Source organism: Zooshikella sp. RANM57, from assembly GCF_050749885.1.
GTDB lineage: Bacteria > Pseudomonadota > Gammaproteobacteria > Pseudomonadales > Zooshikellaceae > Zooshikella.
The window spans coordinates 20257-38096 of sequence record NZ_JBOIUB010000017.1 but is presented as its reverse complement, the minus strand read 5'-3'; the positions used below and the strand labels follow the sequence as shown (position 1 = coordinate 38096).

Below are 17840 nucleotides of genomic sequence, written 5' to 3'. Positions count from 1 at the left end.
GTATACCCTTGGCGAAGAATCATTATGATGCGAGCAGTCATTAATATTTACCCTGTGTACTAACTCATGTTGGGTAAAATACACAAAACTTGGCGTAATCATCTTAAGCTGTGTTTTGTTGATATACTTTCATTTGCATGACTGTTTGTAGTGAACCATTTTTTGCTATGAAAATTGATTATTGGATTATGATTGCAATCTGAGTGAGCAAGTAACTATTTATGAAGCAGTGGACTCCCTCCGGATGGAGAAATTTCCCTATCCAGCAACAACCAACGTACCCTGATCAAAATACACTTAAATTGGTTGAGCAAAATTTGGCTCAAATGCCACCATTAGTATTTGCAGGTGAAGTACGACAATTACGTCAGCATTTTGCCGATGTAACCGCTGGTAAAGCATTTTTGCTACAAGGTGGTGATTGTGCAGAGAGTTTTGCGGAGTTTAATGCAACCAATATTCGAGATACCTTTAAAGTGATGTTGCAAATGGCGGTGGTACTGACGTTTGCAGCCGCTTGCCCCGTGGTTAAAGTAGGGCGGCTTGCAGGCCAGTTTGCCAAACCTCGGTCTACTGATAATGAAGTGGTTAATGGTGTAGAGCTGCCAAGTTACCGTGGTGATATTATCAATTGTATTGATTTTACCGCGGAAGCCAGAACACCTGATCCTCAACGCTTAGTGCGTGCCTATAACCAGTCTGCTGCAACGTTGAATTTATTACGCGCCTTTGCCCAAGGAGGTTTAGCGGATTTACACCAGGTACATCGTTGGAACTTAGGATTTTTAGCGAATAGTGGTCAGGGCGAACGTTACCAGCATCTTGCTGACCGGATTGATGAAGCATTAGCTTTTATGGCCGCTTGTGGCATTACCGCCAATAATACATCGTCTATTCGCGAAACAGATTTTTATACATCACATGAAGCGCTTTTGTTAAATTATGAAGAAGCACTTACCCGTCAGGATAGCCTAACAGGGGACTGGTATGATTGCTCAGCACATATGTTGTGGATTGGGGATCGGACCCGCCAGGTAGATGGTGCTCATGTAGAGTTTTTGCGTGGAGTGCACAATCCTATTGGTATAAAAGCAGGTCCCACAACGAATACTGACGATTTGATAACGTTACTGGATTCATTAAACCCAACTAATGAGCCTGGCCGGATTAATGTCATTGTACGTATGGGGGCAGGTTTAGTAGAAAAGAATTTACCACGACTTATTCAAGCGGTGAAAAAAGAAGGAAAGCAGGTGTTGTGGAGCTGTGATCCTATGCATGGTAATACGATCAAAGCTGGAACGGGTTACAAAACACGTGCATTTGATGATATTTTGGCTGAAGTTAAACACTTCTTTGCTGCACACCAGGCTGAAGGTACTTATGCCGGTGGCGTACACTTTGAAATGACAGGACAGAATGTCACGGAGTGTATTGGTGGGGCTCAAGCGATTACTGAAGACCGTTTGTGTGACCGTTACCATACACACTGTGATCCTCGGTTAAATGCAGATCAGTCGTTGGAGTTAGCCTTTCTTATTTCAGAGACACTGAAAGAATGCCGGCAGTACTATCTCAATGGCTCACAAAAGTAAATTGCAACAGGAGTGCTAATGCTTGAGATAACAGATAGCCTGTCTAATGAACATAAACCCACTTTTTATAGTGACCTGCAGCTTATGGCTGCAGGGTTGTTGGAGGACGATGATGATTTAATATCATCACTCGCCAATCTGAGCAGTTTATTGTTTTGGCAGTTAGAGGATATTAACTGGGCTGGTTTTTATCTTTTGTCAGAGAATATGCTGGTTTTGGGGCCTTTTCAGGGTAAGCCTGCTTGTAATCGAATAACTATTGGACAGGGGGTGTGTGGCACTGCAGTAGCAAAAGCAGCTACCCAAATTGTTACAGATGTTCATCAGTTTCCTGGTCATATTGCCTGTGACAGTGCTTCACTGAGTGAGTTGGTAATCCCTTTGTTTGATAAACAGGGAAACTGTCGAGGAGTATTAGATATTGATAGTCCAAGCTTAGCTCGTTTTGATCAGCAGGATGCTGAAGGCTTGTTACCTATTACCGATTTGCTTATAAATAAGTGGCGCTAAAACTGGAGATATGGCAGGGCTTGTGCTTAGCTATTGAGTAATTGTATTCAAGTCTCCTTAAACCTATGACGGAAAAACGGCGTACTGACCGAACTAAAGTAACGTTTGTCGTTGAAGTGACCGTGCCAGAGGGTGATTCTAAGCGTTTAAAAACCCAAGATATTTCTGATGGTGGTGTGTTTCTTCTTGCAGACGACTTTTTCCCTGAAGTGGGAACTCTGGTAGACATTCAGGTCGTTGGCTTACCTGGTGGAGATGCCCCTCGTTTACAAATGGAAGTCGTTCGTCACACGGACAATGGTTTTGGGTTGCGTATGATTAATAAAGGTGATGACTAACTGCTGATTTGTCCTGTAATGATGTGGATTGCTTTACTTTGCTGAAATCCATACATTGCAATGTATTGTGCTGCAAGCTATCCTCGCCCAGAATAAACGTACAAGAAAAATAGTCCTCATTTTGCATGGGGTGTAGCACAATGCATGCAGTCGAAGTCATGAGCTTGCCGCAACACAGTAAGCGGCATCAGCATTCTTTCCATCAGCTTGTTGTTGGTCTTGAAGGCACAACAGAGTTTGAAATTGCAGGCAAGGGAAATTGGGTTGATTCAGGTAATGGCTGCCTGGTTCCCTCCGACTGTCCTCATTACTTCTGTGGCTGTGGTGAAAACCGTATATGGGTTGTAAATATTCCGCTAGAGTTCACGCCCGCTATTATTGCGCCTGAAATTGTTGAGAGCTTGTTTAATCAACCAGGTTATTTTGAGCTTGATCCTGAATTACGCCAATTCATTCATATTGCTGTAAGCGAAATACAGCGTTTTCCACATAACACCGTGTTGGCTCAGCATTTAGCGGTTAGCTTCATGTTGGTTGTTGGTGAAAGGATTCAGTCTATTGCTGAAGTTAATGTATGCGCTGGTCCCTGGACTCAATATGACCCTGCTAAGCTAGCAGGAACTTCTAACGATAAACCATGTGATGCACCACTCGATTTTTGCCGGCTTGAACGTTACGTAGAGCGTCATTTACACCAAAAAATTGCAATTACCCAGTTAGCAGGACAAGCCTGCTTGAGTCCCAGCCATTTTCATGCTGTATTCAAGGCTCAGTCAGGGTTAACCCCCCACCAATATGTTACTCAATTGCGTATTAAACGTGCCCAAGAATTACTCATTTCAACATCCTTATCATTAATTGAAATTGCTCAGCAAACAGGATTTTCCAGCCAGAGTGCTTTAACGCATGCCTTAAAGCAAAAGACAGGGCAGACACCTGGGCAGCTTCGTAAGCATGGTCGCTTTATCAGTTAGTTGCTCTTTGTAAGGTAAGTGTCAACGTGTACCTTTTTAGTTGGTTGTTGTTTTGAGAATGTGATGCAAAGCATGAATATGCCATTTTAGAAAAATGCATTGCTTTAGATCAGAGTTTTTTGCAAAAAAATCATAGTTTTTTGTAAGACCTGTAATCTTCTAGACGTTACATTTGGGTTAATAACAAGAGTTATATCCTTTGCTGTGGGTATAACACTTATAACAATCGCTTTACATTTTGGAGCCTTGACTCATAACAATTAACAATTCGGGTCAAGGGTTGATAACAAAGCATTTTTGTATAGCCTAGCACGCCAAATATCGCCAATTAGGGTAACAGCATTTAAGGCCTTCCTTTAGGTTTGGGATGAGTTTGCCTATTGCCCGATGGTTTGTGACCAGGCTGTCGGGGAGAGTGTATGTTTTCGGTCAAACAGGTTTTTGATCCAGCCTTTATTCAGCAGCAACCACAAACAATATGGCCATTTATCAGCCAAAATTATTCGGTTGATGAAACGGGTTATGTGCAACAGCTTATTGCCATAGCTGAGCCTGATGCCCAGCAACTCCAAAAGATCACAGAAAAAGCTACCCAACTCATTGAGCAGGTTCGTGCTCAAGACGATGCGATTCATATGATCGATGCGCTGTTGTTAGAGTACAGTTTGGATACGCAAGAGGGTATTTTGCTGATGTGTTTGGCAGAGGCCTTGATGCGGATTCCTGATGCAGATACCGCAGATGCATTGATTAGAGATAAGTTAAGTGTGGCGGACTGGAAAGGGCACTTAAAGAAAAGTGACTCTGTTTTGGTCAACATGTCTACTTGGGGGCTACTGCTGACAGGTAAGGTCATTACACTGGATAGCCAGATTGATGGTGCGCCTGCAAATGTCATAAATCGGCTGGTCAATCGCTTAGGTGAACCTGTGGTGCGCCAGGCTATGCATCAAGCTATGAAAATCATGGGTAAGCATTTTGTGCTGGGGCGCAGTATAAAAGAAGCGTTGAAGAACAGTTATAAACCCCGTGACAAAGGCTTTACTTACTCCTTTGATATGCTGGGTGAGGCGGCACTGACTCAAACTGATGCAAAGAAGTACTACGATGATTATGCCCAGGCGATAACCGCTGTAGGAAAAGATAACTATAAAAGTGAAGGTACACCGCGTCCTTCTATTTCGATTAAGTTATCTGCACTGCATCCACGCTATGAGCCCACTCAGTCCCAACGAGTATTAACCGAGCTGTTTGAGACAGTTCGATTACTGATTAAACTGGCTCGTGAACATGATGTTGCCATTACCATTGATGCTGAGGAAGCTGATCGTTTAGAGCTTTCTCTACAACTTTTTGAGAAGCTTTACCGAGACCCAGTAAACCAAGGTTGGGGTAAGTTAGGTTTAGTGGTACAGGCTTATTCAAAGCGGGCTTTACCGGTTCTTGCCTGGTTAGCATCGCTGTCCGCACAACAGCGTGATTGTATCCCTGTACGCTTGGTAAAAGGGGCATACTGGGATAGTGAAATAAAGCATTGCCAACAGTTAGGGTTAGCGGGATATCCTGTTTTTACTCGTAAAGACGCGACTGATATTTCCTATTTAGTTTGCGCTCGCTTTCTGTTGGAAGGCCATTTAAGAGGACTCATTTATCCTCAGTTTGCCAGTCATAATGCGCATACTGTAGCCAGCGTGCTTAGTATGGCAACTCACAAAGAGTTTGAATTCCAGCGGTTACATGGCATGGGGGATGCGCTTTATAACACTGTCATTACCAACTATAAGCAAAGTGTAAGAATTTATGCCCCTGTTGGTGCACATAAAGATTTATTGCCGTACTTGGTTCGTCGTCTGTTAGAAAATGGCGCTAACTCATCTTTTGTGCATCGTTTGGTCGATGCAAGAACCCCTGTTTCAGAGCTGGTTAAACACCCTGTTGCACACATTCAGCAATATGCCTGCGTAGCGAATAATCGTATTCCTTTACCTTCACACCTGTATGGTAGCCAACGTTTGAACTCCAAAGGCTACAATATTGCCGTTCAGTCTGAGTGGCAGTGGTTGGCCGAACAACGGCAGGCTTTTATGCACCATCAGTGGCAAGCTGGCCCAATTATCGGTGGCAAGTCACTGCTTGATGGGAATTTGGAAACCGTCATCAGTCCTTATAACCCTGAAGATCAGGTGGGCAACATCGCCTGGGCTTCAGATGAGCATGTTGCTAAGGCTATGCAATCGGCTTATGACGGTTGGGCTGCGTGGAATGCGACTCCGGTATCTGAGCGAGCGGCTTGCTTACAGCGTGTTGCAGACTTACTGGAAGCAAATATGGCTGAGTTAATTGTTCTCTGCCATCGTGAAGCAGGTAAGACCATTCAGGACAGCATTGATGAGATCCGCGAAGCGGTCGACTTTTGTCGTTACTATGCATTGCAAGGATTGCAAATGTTTGGGAGCGAGCAAGTGATGCCTGGACCCACAGGGGAAAGTAACCATTTGTACTGGCAAGGCCGGGGGATTTTTGTCTGTATCAGCCCCTGGAACTTCCCTCTGGCCATTTTTATGGGACAGGTTGTTGCTGCGCTAGTATCAGGTAATACCGTTATTGCTAAGCCTGCAGAGCAAACCAGCTTAATAGCACATCGAGCTGTTGAGTTACTGCTACAAGCAGGTATACCCGGCAGTGTCATTCAGTTTTTACCTGGTGACGGTGCAACTGTTGGCGCCAAGCTTGTGGCTGATGAGCGTATAGGCGGTGTGGTATTTACGGGGTCAACCCAAACGGCTCAGGCTATTAATCAGCAACTGGCTGCTCGTAAGGGGGCAATCATTCCATTAATTGCTGAAACAGGTGGTCAGAATGCAATGCTTGTGGATAGCACTGCATTACCAGAGCAGGTAGTTCGAGATGTTGTGCAGTCGGCTTTCGCTTCAGCTGGTCAGCGTTGCTCTGCATTACGCGTGTTGTTTGTACAGCAAGATGTTGCGCCTCGAATTTTGGAGTTGCTTGCAGGCGCCATGGCTGAGTTAAAAGTGGGAGATCCTAGCACGCTATCTACCGATGTGGGCCCAGTGATAGACAGTGACGCCAAGCAGCTGCTGATTAAACATATTAATCACATGCAGCAAGAGGCTGAACTCATTGCAGAAGGAACCCTATCTTCCTCGCAGAAAGGTCATTTTATTGCTCCCATTGCCTTTAAAATTGAGTCTATGGCGCAGTTGCAGCAGGAAAACTTTGGGCCAATTTTGCATGTGGTGACTTATGCAGCCCAGGCACTTGATCAGGTGATTGAGCAAATCAATCAGGCAGGTTATGGCTTGACGTTAGGCATTCATACCCGAAATGAAGCAACGGCTGAGTATATTGATCAACGGGTACGTATTGGTAATGTGTATATCAATCGTAACCAAATTGGGGCTGTGGTGGGCGTACAGCCATTTGGGGGACAGGGGTTATCTGGAACAGGACCTAAGGCTGGGGGTCCTCATTATCTTTATCGGTTTGCTACAGAACGCACTCGCACGGTGAATACCACTGCAGTGGGTGGCAACGCGACACTATTGTCACTGGGTACCGAGAGCGTGTAGCCTTTAGGCGCGAGTCAGTGTAGACTCGCGCTTTTTCTTTTTTTAAAAGTGGCTGATAAGTCTAATTATGGCCGCTCGTTTTGAATGTGGGTGTTTTGAGTAACACAGCATTCAATCACTCCCTGGTTACAGTCTGATAGTTGTAATTGGGGAGATGACATAAAAATAGTGAGCAAGGAGCTAATTAATTCACACAGGCGAAGAAGGTAACTGATTTTCCTTGTGTATTTTATGTTGGCAGTGCTCTGGATTCGCTGGGATGCTTTTTGGAGAATAACAATAACGTGTCGGAAGACACTACCAGTAGTGGGGTTTAACTTGATGTCAGACGCAGTAAATAACGTAATTATTACCTCAACATTTTTAGTGTACCTTGTGGGTATGTTGCTGATCGGTTGGTGGGCTTACCGGCGAACAGCAGATTCCACCGATTACTTTTTGGGAGGGCGTTCTTTAGGTCCATGGCCAGCGGCATTAAGTGCTGGGGCCTCAGATATGAGTGGCTGGTTGTTACTAGGGTTGCCTGGTTATGCATTTGCTTCTGGTATGGAGTCTGCTTGGCTAGCCATTGGTTTATTGGTGGGAACGTGGCTTAACTGGTTAATTGTTGCTCGCCGCCTGCGTACATACAGTATTGTTGCCAATAACTCATTAACCTTACCTGAGTTTTTTTCAAACCGGTTTGCAGATCGATCGAACTTACTTCAAGTGATTTGTGCCATCTTTATCCTGCTCTTTTTCTTGTTTTATACCAGTTCTGGATTAGTGGCAGGTGGCAAGTTATTCAACCAGGTTTTTGGGGTTGAATATAAATGGGCAGTATTGATTGGTATGGTGTGTGTCGTTTCATACACATTGTTTGGTGGATTTTTAGCGGTATCTTGGACGGACTTAGTGCAAGGGCTTTTGATGGCCGCTGCACTGGTGATCGTGCCTGTTATTGCTATTCAAACCAATGGTGGATTTGAGGCAACGCTTGCAGAAGTTAACACGAAAAATCCAGAACTGCTGACTTTGTTTAATGACGTTAAGGGCGATCCTCTTTCTCTCATTACCGTGCTTAGTTTGCTGGGGTGGGGATTAGGGTATTTTGGTCAGCCACATATTTTGGCTCGCTTTAAGGCTGCCCGTGCCAATAAAGAAATTCCAGCAGCACGAAGGATTGCAGTCAGTTGGACGGCATTAAGCCTTCTTGGTGCTGCATTGGTGGGTTTTGCAGGCATAGGTATGGAGCAGAAAATTGGTGACTCTGAAACCATCTTTATGGTCATGGTGAATGCACTATTCCACCCTGTTGTTGCCGGAATTTTATTAGCGGCTATCTTGGCGGCCATTATGAGTACGGCTGACTCACAGTTATTAGTATGCTCATCAGCGGTAGCAGAAGACTTCTATAAAGCTATCGTTAAGAAAGATGCAACTCCTAAGCAAGTTATGATTATTGGCCGGGTAGCAGTATTAAGTATTGCAGTGATTGCAACTTTACTGGCACTGGATGAAAACAGCAAAGTACTTGATCTAGTGTCTTATGCTTGGGCTGGTTTTGGAGCTGCATTTGGTCCTGCACTGGTACTTTCCCTCTATTGGAAACGGATGAATTTACCCGGTGCGCTGGCAGGGATCATCGTGGGTGGTTTGACCGTCGTGGTGTGGAAGCAGTTTGAAGGTGGCTGGTTTGATTTATATGAAATTATTCCAGGTATTATGCTTTCACTGGTCGCAATTATTGGTGTCTCATTGATGACCGATGAACCTGCAGAAGAAATTAACCAGCAATTTGATAAAATGAAGAAAAGTTTGGAGACACTTTAAGTTAACTTATAAGTGTTGTTCATCTTACTCAATAAGGCGGCAGTTGCCGCCTTATTTTTTATTAAAATTTTATGTAGCCAATCACTCATAGAACCCTTTGAGCCATACATAAAATGGCCAAAGTAGCGCACTAATAACAATAACCCACAGTAAAACATCACCGATTTGATGCTCAATCTCGTCTAGCTTGTCCAACCATTTATATTTTTTATTAGCCATGTAATTGCAAGCAAATTGAGGGATTAAATACGTGCACAAACTAAAACAGAGCATGGCACTTGTTTTAGGATAGGCTCATATTGGCAACGTTGCTTAAGGCGTTCGTGCGTGTATTAGGCGGGGGGTGTAAAAATTCCCTGCATCAGTGTATTGGCAATGGCTTTTATGAGTTGTTCATTATCCGCAACACGGCTTTGGTCTATAAGCCCATCAATGAGCAAAGAGGCTAAGCCATGCACAGTAGACCAGGCACTCAAGGCTAACAATTCCGTAGCCTCATTACGGAACACACCCTGGCTGATGCCCGCCTCAATGATTTGCAGGATCGCATCATAGGACTGCTCTGTGGTTCGGTCTAATCCAGGGAAGCATCTGTCATGGAAGTGAGCACTGCCAAACATTAGGTGGTAATGTTCTGGATGAGTAAGTGCAAACCTAACATAGCTGACTCCGGCTTGCTCCATAGCCGAAACAGGGTCATGTTGAGCCGTTTGTGTTGCAGGCTGAAGCGCTTCTGCTAATAAATTGAAACCTTCAGCAGCAAGCTCGGCTAACAGGGCATCCTTATCTGCAAAGTGGCGGTAGGGAGCGGTTTGAGAAACACCCAAGTCTCGTGCTAAAGCGCGAAGACTAATTTTGTCTGCGCCATACTGTCGAACATGGTCAAGTGCGACTGAAAGTAGCGCCGCTTTTAGGTTACCGTGGTGATAGGAAGGCTTTTGCATGTGTCGCGACAACCTTAGGTTTCTTTTTTCTAAAGTACGACACATGTTGACACTGAGTACATTGAATGTCTAGTGTTGGTCAATAGTGTTTCAAAAAACCAGCCTCATCTTGACGATAACGATGCCCTTAAATATGGCTGGTGGGTTGGGGGTGAGCCAGAGGATTGGTGAACACTGAGTCCATTCCTACATAATTTGTATCAGGATGGTATCTATTCATGGTGGCTCGTACTTTAGGTTCTTCGTGGCGCCGTGCATCAACCATAATTAAATACTTACCATTGTCCAATGCATCATGGAATTGACTAATCTTGTAGTTTTCATGAGATAAGCCTGCCAAGCCTCCAACCCAGGTACCAAACATGGTAAATAGAACAATAACAACGATGAAAGTCATCCAGTGAACATCATTACCTGTTGGACTGAGCTGTAAAGCAATGTATCCGGCGATAGAACCCAGAAAAAAGCCAATCATTGCCCCCTGTTCACTTCGATGAATGAGGTCACAACGTTGTAGAGGGGTTGCAGCATGAAGCTGGTGATTATAGAGTCCAGCATCATCCCGGCTTAGGATGTGAAAACGCCAGTCAGTGATACCTTCTTTATGTAAATCTTCTGAAATGCGCTCAACTTCGTCAATTTCATCGGCTAAATAATAAAGTCGTTTCATGGTATAGCTGCCCTTTGTTAATGACTGTCCCTTAAATATAAGTATTAGTCTCGTTAATTTCAGGTCTTAGATCATTTTTACATCAACACTAAATTGAATAATGCTGTATGTTTTACTTGTTGAATGAAAGGGTTGGATAGTTATGGCTGTTTCGCTTTCTAAAACGATTAAGATGAGATAAGCATCTATTGTGCTTAATCAGTTGTACAATAGTTCAACAACTGTCTTTGTTTTTGCTACTGAGTAGACAAGGTGGGTCTGGTTATTTTCTCATTGTTGCATGTTAATATATCCAGCCTTTTGTTTAGAATTTCTTGAGCGATGGTTATGGTTGAAAACACCGAGCAAAAAAAAGATCGTCCTTTTTTTCGGCGCGGACGTCGCTGGTTACTCATTTTAGGTGGGATTTATGGGGGCTATGCTGCCATTGTAGGGCTGGTAATACCTTATTTTGCGTCTGATTTAATCAAATGGTTGCTTGCTGATAAACCTGACTATCAAGTAAAGCTAGGCAAGCTGAACATTAACCCCTTTACTTTACAAGCTTCAGCTCATAATGTGTCACTCACGTATCAACCTAACGCTAAGGTTAAGCCTGTTCAACAAGCAGGTTTCGAAACACTGGATTTCAACTTTGATGTATGGCCTTTAGTCCTTGGGCAAATTAATATCCCATCGTTTAGCATACAGCAGCCGTATGTTTTAGTTGAAATTGATACTTCAGGCCAACTTAACTGGTTGAGACTTATTCCCGAAAATACATCTTCACAAGAAGCTAAACATTCAGCGTCAGACAAAAAAGAACTCAGTGAGAATACGACAGTGTTGCCCAATATTCTTATTGATAAAATTGCAATAACAAGCGGCAAAGTGGTTTTTCGTGATCAGCGCTTAAAGCAAGGCAAGGATATTATTATTGATGACATTGGCTTGGCTGTAACCAATGTGAATACTCAAATAGGTCAATCTACCGCATTGTCGCTTTCTTCAACGTTGAACACGGGTGGTCTGGTAACCGTTGCTGGAGAGGCTGATATTGCTGAGCAACAGGTTAAACTTCAGTCGCAAGGCAAGGCTGTTTCAATAGGTTTTGTTCAGCCCTGGCTGTCATCGTTGGGATCTAACCTTAACATTAATAAAGGCAAACTGACTTGGGATGCCAATATCAACTGGAATCCTAAAGCAGGGTTAACAACAAACGCTAAAAAGGTTGCTGTACAAGATATTGCCGTTGCTACGACCACGGCATGGTCTGCTTCTCTATCAGAGGCAACGGTGAAAGATCTGGAACTGGTCTTGAATAAGCAGAGGCTGTTGATCCCCAGTATTCAGCTAACAGCCCCTGCCTTACATTTGACATTAGGACAAGATGGTCAACCAAAAGACCTACCCTTTTTTCCAGCTTCTTCCGAAGCGCCGACTGAAACCGTGCCATGGCAGTGGCAAGTTTCGGGTATTCAACTCGCAGATGGTAATTTGCACCTCCAAAATCAACAACTCACTCCTGCTGTTGATCATGAAGTCCGGTTGAAAAGTGTGTCAATTAAAGGCCTATCCAGTGATGTTAGCAAACCCATCAATGTCTCCATCAATAGTCAGGTCATGCCCTCAGGTGATGTTTCTGCTACTGGGGAGCTTAATCTGAAGTCGGGTGTGACTAATTTACAGTTAAGTGTGGCCAAGTTAGGGCTTACTTCTGTTTCTCCCTATATCAAGGTTAAGCAGCTAAAGATTAACCGAGGTGAGTTGGGTAGTGAGTTACGTATTTCAGGAAATTTACAGCAACCGGATGCCTGGAAGGTGCAAGGTACACTGGTTGTTTCAGATCTACAGCTTACTAACTTAAAGAATCAACCTTTACTCTCTTGGCAGTCTTTGCAGGGTGATCGGCTTAATTTTTCAATGCAGCCACTGGCATTAACCATAAATGAGTTAGCACTGACTAATCCGTTTATCGACATGCAAATTAATCGTCAACGTAAATTGAATCTTTTACAACTGGCATCAGATGATCAGCAAGAGCCTGCAAGTGATAATAAAAAGAACACAGCAGCCAAGAAGACTGATTTTGCTTTTTCGCTGCAACGTTTGACTGTCTCTAATGGCAAAATGCACTTTAGTGATGAGTCTTTGATACGCAAGTTTGCTAGTGATGTTGAAAAGCTTTCAGGACATATTGGTCCAATAGATACCAAACAGGCTAAGCTTGCGAAAATTGATTTAACGGGGCAGGTAGAAAAGCAGTCACCTGTCAGTATTTCTGGTGAGTTTTTCCCACTCAATTTTCACCAGCAAGCCAATTTGAAAATGCACTTTCAGCGTTTACCGCTCCGTAGCCTTACCCCTTATTCAGGACAGTTTGTGGGGTACGCCATTAAGTCAGGAAGTTTGCAGGCAGATTTGCATTACCGGGTAAAGAACAGCCAGCTGGTGGCGGATAATCGTTTTGTTATCAAACAGCTAACGTTAGGCGAAAAAGTTAAAAGTCCTGAAGCGGTTGATGTACCACTAAAGCTAGGTATTGCGCTATTAAAAGACAGTCGAGGTAATATTGACCTTGATTTGCCTGTGAAAGGTAATTTGTCAGAGCCAGACATCAGTTATGGTGGATTGATTCTGAAAGCACTTTTTAGCAATATTACCAAGGTGGTGACTTCTCCGTTTACCGCACTTGCCGGGTTGTTGCCAGAAGGTTCTGAAGATATTCAACAAGTCGGCTTTAAGCCGGGTAGCTATGAGATATCATCAGAGTTTCAAGACCACTTACATCAGTTAGTCAAAGCTTTACAAGATCGTCCTAAGTTGCAATTAACGGTTACTGGACAGGCTAATGAGCTGTTGGATAGTAAAGCAATCGCATACCAGTTGCTTGAGCAACAGCTTCAGCAGGTTTATCTCAAACAAAATCCAAAACTGGCGAAAACGTTAGGGAAAGAGGCTTTTGAGTTAACCACATTGCAGCGCCGGGAAGCGTTAACTGAACTCTATGAAATGTGGCTGGATCAAGGTCGAATTAAGACGCTTACTCGACAAGTCGTACAGGACTCGACCCAGTTGGCTGAGCAGCTCATGGTTAAAATACCCGTACCGCCCATTACTATACGGGCATTGGCTGAGCGGCGTGCGCAAGCGATTGCTGACTTTCTTGTTGAGCAATATGGTTTAGCGAAGGAGCGCGTTGCGTTGCTGGAGGTCAACACCCTATTAAAGCCAGATAAGGATAATACCATTCCTACGCTACTGGGATTGCAAGTTATTGGTGAAAAGTAAGGCAACTGATGTGCATGAGTGGTCGTGAACATACCGGTGATGACATTTGTCTCACTAAAACACAAGGAACTGTTCATGAAAGATCTGAAAGTGGAAGTTAAGAAACGTTCAGCGCAGTCTAACTCGCATGAAAATGAAGTGGATGAACAGCGGAAGCATGCCATCCAACGCCTACTAAAGAAACATCATAACATCAAACAGATATGTCAGAAGCTCAATGAGCAAGCAGTTACTTCTCCTGATGGTCAACCCTGGCATTATGAAATGCTGGTAGCAGAGTGTCAGCGTCTCAAGATTGCTCTTCACTAGTTGAGTCGTTTGATAGTGGGTAGGGGTTACTTTTGAGCAGCTCTGAAAAGGCTTGCTGCTTTTCGCTTGCTGAAAGCGTTTGCTGTTGGTTTTGTGATGTATCAGGAACAAGTGGGTTTAAATCCCATGTTTCGTTACTGGCAGGTACTCTTTCTTGTATTTGGGCTGGCTCTTGTATTTTGGCTGATTGTGACTGGGCTGGTGTGCTTTGTTGATTGGGTTCAGGATGATTTGAATCTGGTGTTGATGCAAGGTGCAACCAGTGATCAATGACATCTAATGCTTCAATTAAACCAGCTGTTTCAGCACTATCCTCTGTTAATGCCTGTAGCTTTTTCAAAATATTTTCGCGGATTTTTATCACCTTGGCGGGTGTTAAGTGAGCTTGGTTTGCGTTTAACCATTGTTGTGCAGATAAGCCATTTGTTGCCATAACAGGTACAGATTACTTCGTGAAAAACGGATCTGCAGTGTAGCACTAACCTTTAATACAAGTGAATGTGCAGATTGCTCTGGTCTTTTCGGTATAGGTTGGAATTTAAGAAGTATATGATTGATCGTCAGACTGTTAGTGCCTGCTTAGCCAAGCTGGAAAAACTTGTCGACACTCACTGTATAAAAGGAACGACCTGGCCCATCATCTGCCGTGTAATGTTGCCAATAAGTTCAGACACTAAGCAGTGGCCTGATTGGTTATCAGGCCAAACTGTTGTGCCTCAACTGTATTGGCAGCAACGTGAACAGACACTCACCGTAGCGGCTTTAGGCAGTGCCGATACGCTTAAGGACATCGGACTTGTTAGTGAGTTAACGGCTAGTGTGGAAAAGCGGTTGGCGGGTACGGTTATTGGTGATGGTCGTCCGCGGTACTGGGGTGGTGTAGGTTTTGATCAGACTCAGGCGTGGCAAAATTTTCCAGGTGCTTTGTTTTTTTTACCCAGTTTGTCTTTAGAAGCACAGGGTGGGCAACAGCACCTGATAGTGCAAACCTATCTTGAACATGTTGATCAGTGGCCTATCAAGCGCTTAGCACTACGCAAGCTTGTGTCAGACCTTCATTGGTCTTTGCCGAAACAGCCGCCATTACCCCACTATGTGCACTGCCATGATGAACCTAATGTGGAAGGTTGGCAGCGACAGGTGAAGGCAAGTTTAGATGCGATTAAACAAGGGGTGTGTGACAAAGTAGTGCTAAGCCGGCGACGACGCTTGCGCTTTAATCATCATGTCAGCCCCTGGCAACTTTTAACTATTTGGCAAACCAGTAGACCACACTTAAGTTATCCGTTTTGTTTATGTCTGCAGCCAGGTGAAGGGCTTGTGGGATACTCTCCAGAGCAACTATTTAGTCTGCTAAACGGAGCGTTAACGACGGAGGCGTTAGCGGGTTCTATGGCTAGATCCTCCAATCCTGACCACGATTTACAGTTTAGTAAGGCATTACTCAAAAGTGTAAAGTTGCAGCATGAGAATCAGTGGGTTGTTAAATTTATCCAGCAGCAGTTAGCCACTCTCGTTAAGCAACTGATCTTAGGTCAGTTGAATGTTAAGACACTGCCTTATATCCATCATTTGTTCCAACCGATCAGCGCGCAGCTTTTATCTGACACTACTGTTGCTGATATCCTGAGAGCTTTACACCCGACACCTGCTGTTAAGGGGTTTCCTGCGCATTCTGCGCTACAAATCATCAGCGATTTAGAAACATATCATCGAGGCTGGTATGCCGGAGCATTAGGTTATTGGGGTAAAAACCAGGCAGAGTTTTGTGTCACGATCCGAAGTGCTCATGTGCATCGTGTTAGTAACAACAACCGCCATTCATTATCACCACATGTTGATGCGTTTCATTACTTGGTTGATTTGTACAGTGGCGCAGGATTGGTTGATGGCTCCGAGGCTGACCAGGAATGGCAGGAGCTGGATCAAAAACTTTCGCAGTTTATGGAGTATATGCAACATGCAACAACCGATAATGCTATTGCCCAACTTTAGTAGTATCAGTGCCTGTTGGGCATGGCTTGCATTACAAGAATTGTATCGACTGGGTGTTGAGCATGTATGCGTAGCACCTGGATCGCGATCAGCACCTTTGGTGCTTCAGCTACCAAGGGTACCTCAACTACAGGTACATGTGCATCCCGATGAGCGAGGACTGGGATTTTTTGCGTTGGGGTTGGCTAAAGCCTGTGAAAAGCCTGTTGCTATCATCACGACCTCAGGAACGGCAGTAGCAAACTTACTACCCGCTGTGGTGGAAGCGGCCATGACGCACACGCCATTGATACTGCTGACAGCAGATCGTCCTCCAGAGTTACTGGCTTGTGGTGCTAATCAGGCGATACAGCAGTCGGGTATATTTGGTTCTTATCTTCAATATGAAGCCCAGTTACCCGTACCAACGACAGAAGTGAGTCCTGCCTTTGTGCTTTCAACTATTGATGTCTTAGTGGCTAAAGCGTCTGCTGACGGGCATCGAGGACCTGTTCATTTAAACTGGTCGTTCCGTGAGCCACTTTATTCAAATGATTCAGCTGTCAGTACTTTTTCTGCAGAAGTTGTTTTGCAACCACTCACACGGTGGTTAACAAGCACACAGCCTTTTACCCATTATGCTCAATTTTCAGTAACAACCAGCTTTAGTGAAGTCAGTAAAGGGGTATGCTTGGAAGCCGACACAGGATTACTTGTTGAGCAACTGAAGTCCACTCAACATGGCTTATTCGTGTTAGGTGCGGGACTTTCTCGTGGTGATGCTGCAGCAATTATGAAGCTGGCTGAACAGTTGCAGTGGCCTGTGCTTGCTGATGTGCAGGCTATTGGCTTGGTAGGGGATCATCCTCTGCTCTTACCTCATCATAGCCTTTGGTTGAGTCATCCTGAAATAAAGCACTGTCTGGGTCAGACAACTGTTGTTGTCCAATTTGGCACCCATTTAGTTGCTAAAGCACTATTAAGTTATTTACAACATTTTGCGGGTGATTATTGGCTGGTGGCCTCTTCTTTTGAGCGCTATGACCCAAGCCATCAGGTTGCTTTGCGTGTACAAGCAATACCTGAAGTGTGGTGTAAACAGTTTAATCAGCATCTATCTAAAAAAGCGAATACAGCATCCTCTTGGTTAAAAAACTTGCAGCAGGTTAACGAACAACTTAGGTGCACAGTATTACAGCAGTTACCTGCTGATAATGATCCTATGTGCGCACTAGCCATACCGACCGTACTCAAATCTTACCTTCCGGCTTCTGGTTATCTTTTTGCTGGTAACAGTATGGCTATTCGGCTGTTGGATGCCATTGTGGGGAACCGCCCAGTGTGGCAACTGTTTGCGAACCGAGGAGCAAGTGGTATTGATGGTTTACTTGCCAGCGCTGCTGGCGTTGCACAAGGATCAGGTAAGCCAGTGACATTATTTTTAGGTGATTTATCTTTATTACATGATTTGAACTCATTGTTGCTTCTAAAGCAGCTTTCTTCACCGTTAGTGGTGATCGTTCTAAACGATGATGGTGGTGGTATCTTTCACCATTTCCCTCTGACAGAACAAACACGTCAGGATTATTTTACCGCAGCACATGGTGTTTGCTTTCAATCAGCTGCCAGTATGTTTTCGCTTGATTATTGCAATCCAAAGCGGGTAGTAAATTTTAAGCATGATTATCAGGCTGCCCTCAATCGTAATACCTCTACCTTGATTGAAATTAATGTTGCGAATGCGCAAGCTTATCACCAGCTGCAATCACTCAATAAGTCAGTTGAAGTCTGTTGTGATCAATGGTTTTGTCAAGGTGAAAGGGAAGTGACGGCAAAGTGAGTGGGAATTTTTTC

The 17840-nt window shown here is 44.1% G+C and carries 13 protein-coding genes; 10 read left to right on the top strand and 3 right to left on the bottom strand.

The genetic code is table 11. The features are described 5' to 3' along the window. Positions 1-221 precede the first annotated feature (221 nt). The 6 genes from ACQ96U_RS23820 (at position 222) to putP (ending at position 8819) form a co-directional block, all read left to right on the top strand. Complete coding sequence (locus tag ACQ96U_RS23820) at positions 222-1595, top strand: class II 3-deoxy-7-phosphoheptulonate synthase (RefSeq protein WP_431723778.1); 1374 nt, start codon at positions 222-224, stop codon at positions 1593-1595. Between the two features lie 18 nt (positions 1596-1613). Next, entirely contained in the window at positions 1614-2105 is a 492-nt protein-coding gene (locus ACQ96U_RS23815) for a GAF domain-containing protein (RefSeq protein ID WP_431723777.1), read from the top strand. A 65-nt stretch (positions 2106-2170) separates the two neighbouring features. Continuing rightward, positions 2171-2443: a PilZ domain-containing protein gene (locus ACQ96U_RS23810; RefSeq protein ID WP_431723776.1), complete on the top strand. Its 273-nt coding sequence runs from the start codon at positions 2171-2173 to the stop codon at positions 2441-2443. A 140-nt stretch (positions 2444-2583) separates the two neighbouring features. Continuing rightward, positions 2584-3417 carry a helix-turn-helix domain-containing protein gene (locus ACQ96U_RS23805; protein ID WP_431723775.1) on the top strand — a complete coding sequence of 278 codons (834 nt, stop codon included), beginning with the start codon at positions 2584-2586 and terminating at the stop codon, positions 3415-3417. A 419-nt stretch (positions 3418-3836) separates the two neighbouring features. Beyond that, on the top strand, positions 3837-7007 hold the full coding sequence (putA, locus tag ACQ96U_RS23800; RefSeq protein WP_431723774.1) for a bifunctional proline dehydrogenase/L-glutamate gamma-semialdehyde dehydrogenase PutA: 3171 nt from the start codon (positions 3837-3839) through the stop codon (positions 7005-7007). Between the two features lie 321 nt (positions 7008-7328). Further along, positions 7329-8819, top strand: a complete 1491-nt coding sequence (putP, locus tag ACQ96U_RS23795) for a sodium/proline symporter PutP (protein WP_431723773.1) — start codon at positions 7329-7331, stop codon at positions 8817-8819. A gap of 332 nt (positions 8820-9151) precedes the next feature. Here putP and ACQ96U_RS23790 read toward each other — a convergent pair whose 3' ends face one another. Together ACQ96U_RS23790 and ACQ96U_RS23785 are read right to left on the bottom strand one after the other, a co-directional pair. After that, a complete protein-coding gene (locus ACQ96U_RS23790; protein ID WP_431723772.1) occupies positions 9152-9763 on the bottom strand; it encodes a TetR/AcrR family transcriptional regulator in 612 nt (203 codons plus the stop codon). 127 nt (positions 9764-9890) lie between these two features. After that, positions 9891-10433 carry a hypothetical protein gene (locus tag ACQ96U_RS23785; protein ID WP_431723771.1) on the bottom strand — a complete coding sequence of 181 codons (543 nt, stop codon included), beginning with the start codon at positions 10431-10433 and terminating at the stop codon, positions 9891-9893. A gap of 327 nt (positions 10434-10760) precedes the next feature. On the opposite strand from ACQ96U_RS23785, the gene ACQ96U_RS23780 reads away from it, so the two are divergent. Both ACQ96U_RS23780 and ACQ96U_RS23775 read left to right on the top strand, forming a co-directional pair. After that, the gene (locus ACQ96U_RS23780; RefSeq protein ID WP_431723770.1) at positions 10761-13703 is read left to right on the top strand and encodes a DUF748 domain-containing protein; all 2943 of its coding nucleotides are present in this window, start codon (positions 10761-10763) and stop codon (positions 13701-13703) included. 75 nt (positions 13704-13778) lie between these two features. After that, positions 13779-14012, top strand: coding sequence for a recombinase-like helix-turn-helix domain-containing protein (locus ACQ96U_RS23775; protein ID WP_431723769.1), 234 nt, complete (start codon positions 13779-13781; stop codon positions 14010-14012). On the opposite strand, the gene ACQ96U_RS23770 is transcribed toward ACQ96U_RS23775, so the two are convergent. Beyond that, positions 13993-14445: a hypothetical protein gene (locus ACQ96U_RS23770; protein WP_431723768.1), complete on the bottom strand. Its 453-nt coding sequence runs from the start codon at positions 14443-14445 to the stop codon at positions 13993-13995. The two genes, ACQ96U_RS23775 and ACQ96U_RS23770, sit on opposite strands and share 20 nt — an antisense overlap. Positions 14446-14561: 116 nt before the next feature. On the opposite strand from ACQ96U_RS23770, the gene ACQ96U_RS23765 reads away from it, so the two are divergent. Then, on the top strand, positions 14562-16007 hold the full coding sequence (locus tag ACQ96U_RS23765; protein ID WP_431723767.1) for an isochorismate synthase: 1446 nt from the start codon (positions 14562-14564) through the stop codon (positions 16005-16007). After that, positions 15973-17826 carry a 2-succinyl-5-enolpyruvyl-6-hydroxy-3-cyclohexene-1-carboxylic-acid synthase gene (gene menD / locus ACQ96U_RS23760; RefSeq protein ID WP_431723766.1) on the top strand — a complete coding sequence of 618 codons (1854 nt, stop codon included), beginning with the start codon at positions 15973-15975 and terminating at the stop codon, positions 17824-17826. Before ACQ96U_RS23765 ends, menD begins: the two co-directional genes overlap by 35 nt. Positions 17827-17840 lie beyond the last annotated feature (14 nt).

What these genes read in the sequence shown, in the direction of transcription:
- ACQ96U_RS23820 (WP_431723778.1), top strand. Translation starts at nt 222, where the DNA reads ATGAAGCAGTGGACTCCCTCCGGATGGAGAAATTTCCCTATCCAGCAA.
- ACQ96U_RS23815 (WP_431723777.1), top strand. Translation starts at nt 1,614, where the DNA reads ATGCTTGAGATAACAGATAGCCTGTCTAATGAACATAAACCCACTTTT.
- ACQ96U_RS23810 (WP_431723776.1), top strand. Translation starts at nt 2,171, where the DNA reads ATGACGGAAAAACGGCGTACTGACCGAACTAAAGTAACGTTTGTCGTT.
- ACQ96U_RS23805 (WP_431723775.1), top strand. Translation starts at nt 2,584, where the DNA reads ATGCATGCAGTCGAAGTCATGAGCTTGCCGCAACACAGTAAGCGGCAT.
- putA (WP_431723774.1), top strand. Translation starts at nt 3,837, where the DNA reads ATGTTTTCGGTCAAACAGGTTTTTGATCCAGCCTTTATTCAGCAGCAA.
- putP (WP_431723773.1), top strand. Translation starts at nt 7,329, where the DNA reads ATGTCAGACGCAGTAAATAACGTAATTATTACCTCAACATTTTTAGTG.
- ACQ96U_RS23790 (WP_431723772.1), bottom strand. Translation starts at nt 9,763, where the DNA reads ATGCAAAAGCCTTCCTATCACCACGGTAACCTAAAAGCGGCGCTACTT.
- ACQ96U_RS23785 (WP_431723771.1), bottom strand. Translation starts at nt 10,433, where the DNA reads ATGAAACGACTTTATTATTTAGCCGATGAAATTGACGAAGTTGAGCGC.
- ACQ96U_RS23780 (WP_431723770.1), top strand. Translation starts at nt 10,761, where the DNA reads ATGGTTGAAAACACCGAGCAAAAAAAAGATCGTCCTTTTTTTCGGCGC.
- ACQ96U_RS23775 (WP_431723769.1), top strand. Translation starts at nt 13,779, where the DNA reads ATGAAAGATCTGAAAGTGGAAGTTAAGAAACGTTCAGCGCAGTCTAAC.
- ACQ96U_RS23770 (WP_431723768.1), bottom strand. Translation starts at nt 14,445, where the DNA reads ATGGCAACAAATGGCTTATCTGCACAACAATGGTTAAACGCAAACCAA.
- ACQ96U_RS23765 (WP_431723767.1), top strand. Translation starts at nt 14,562, where the DNA reads ATGATTGATCGTCAGACTGTTAGTGCCTGCTTAGCCAAGCTGGAAAAA.
- menD (WP_431723766.1), top strand. Translation starts at nt 15,973, where the DNA reads ATGCAACAACCGATAATGCTATTGCCCAACTTTAGTAGTATCAGTGCC.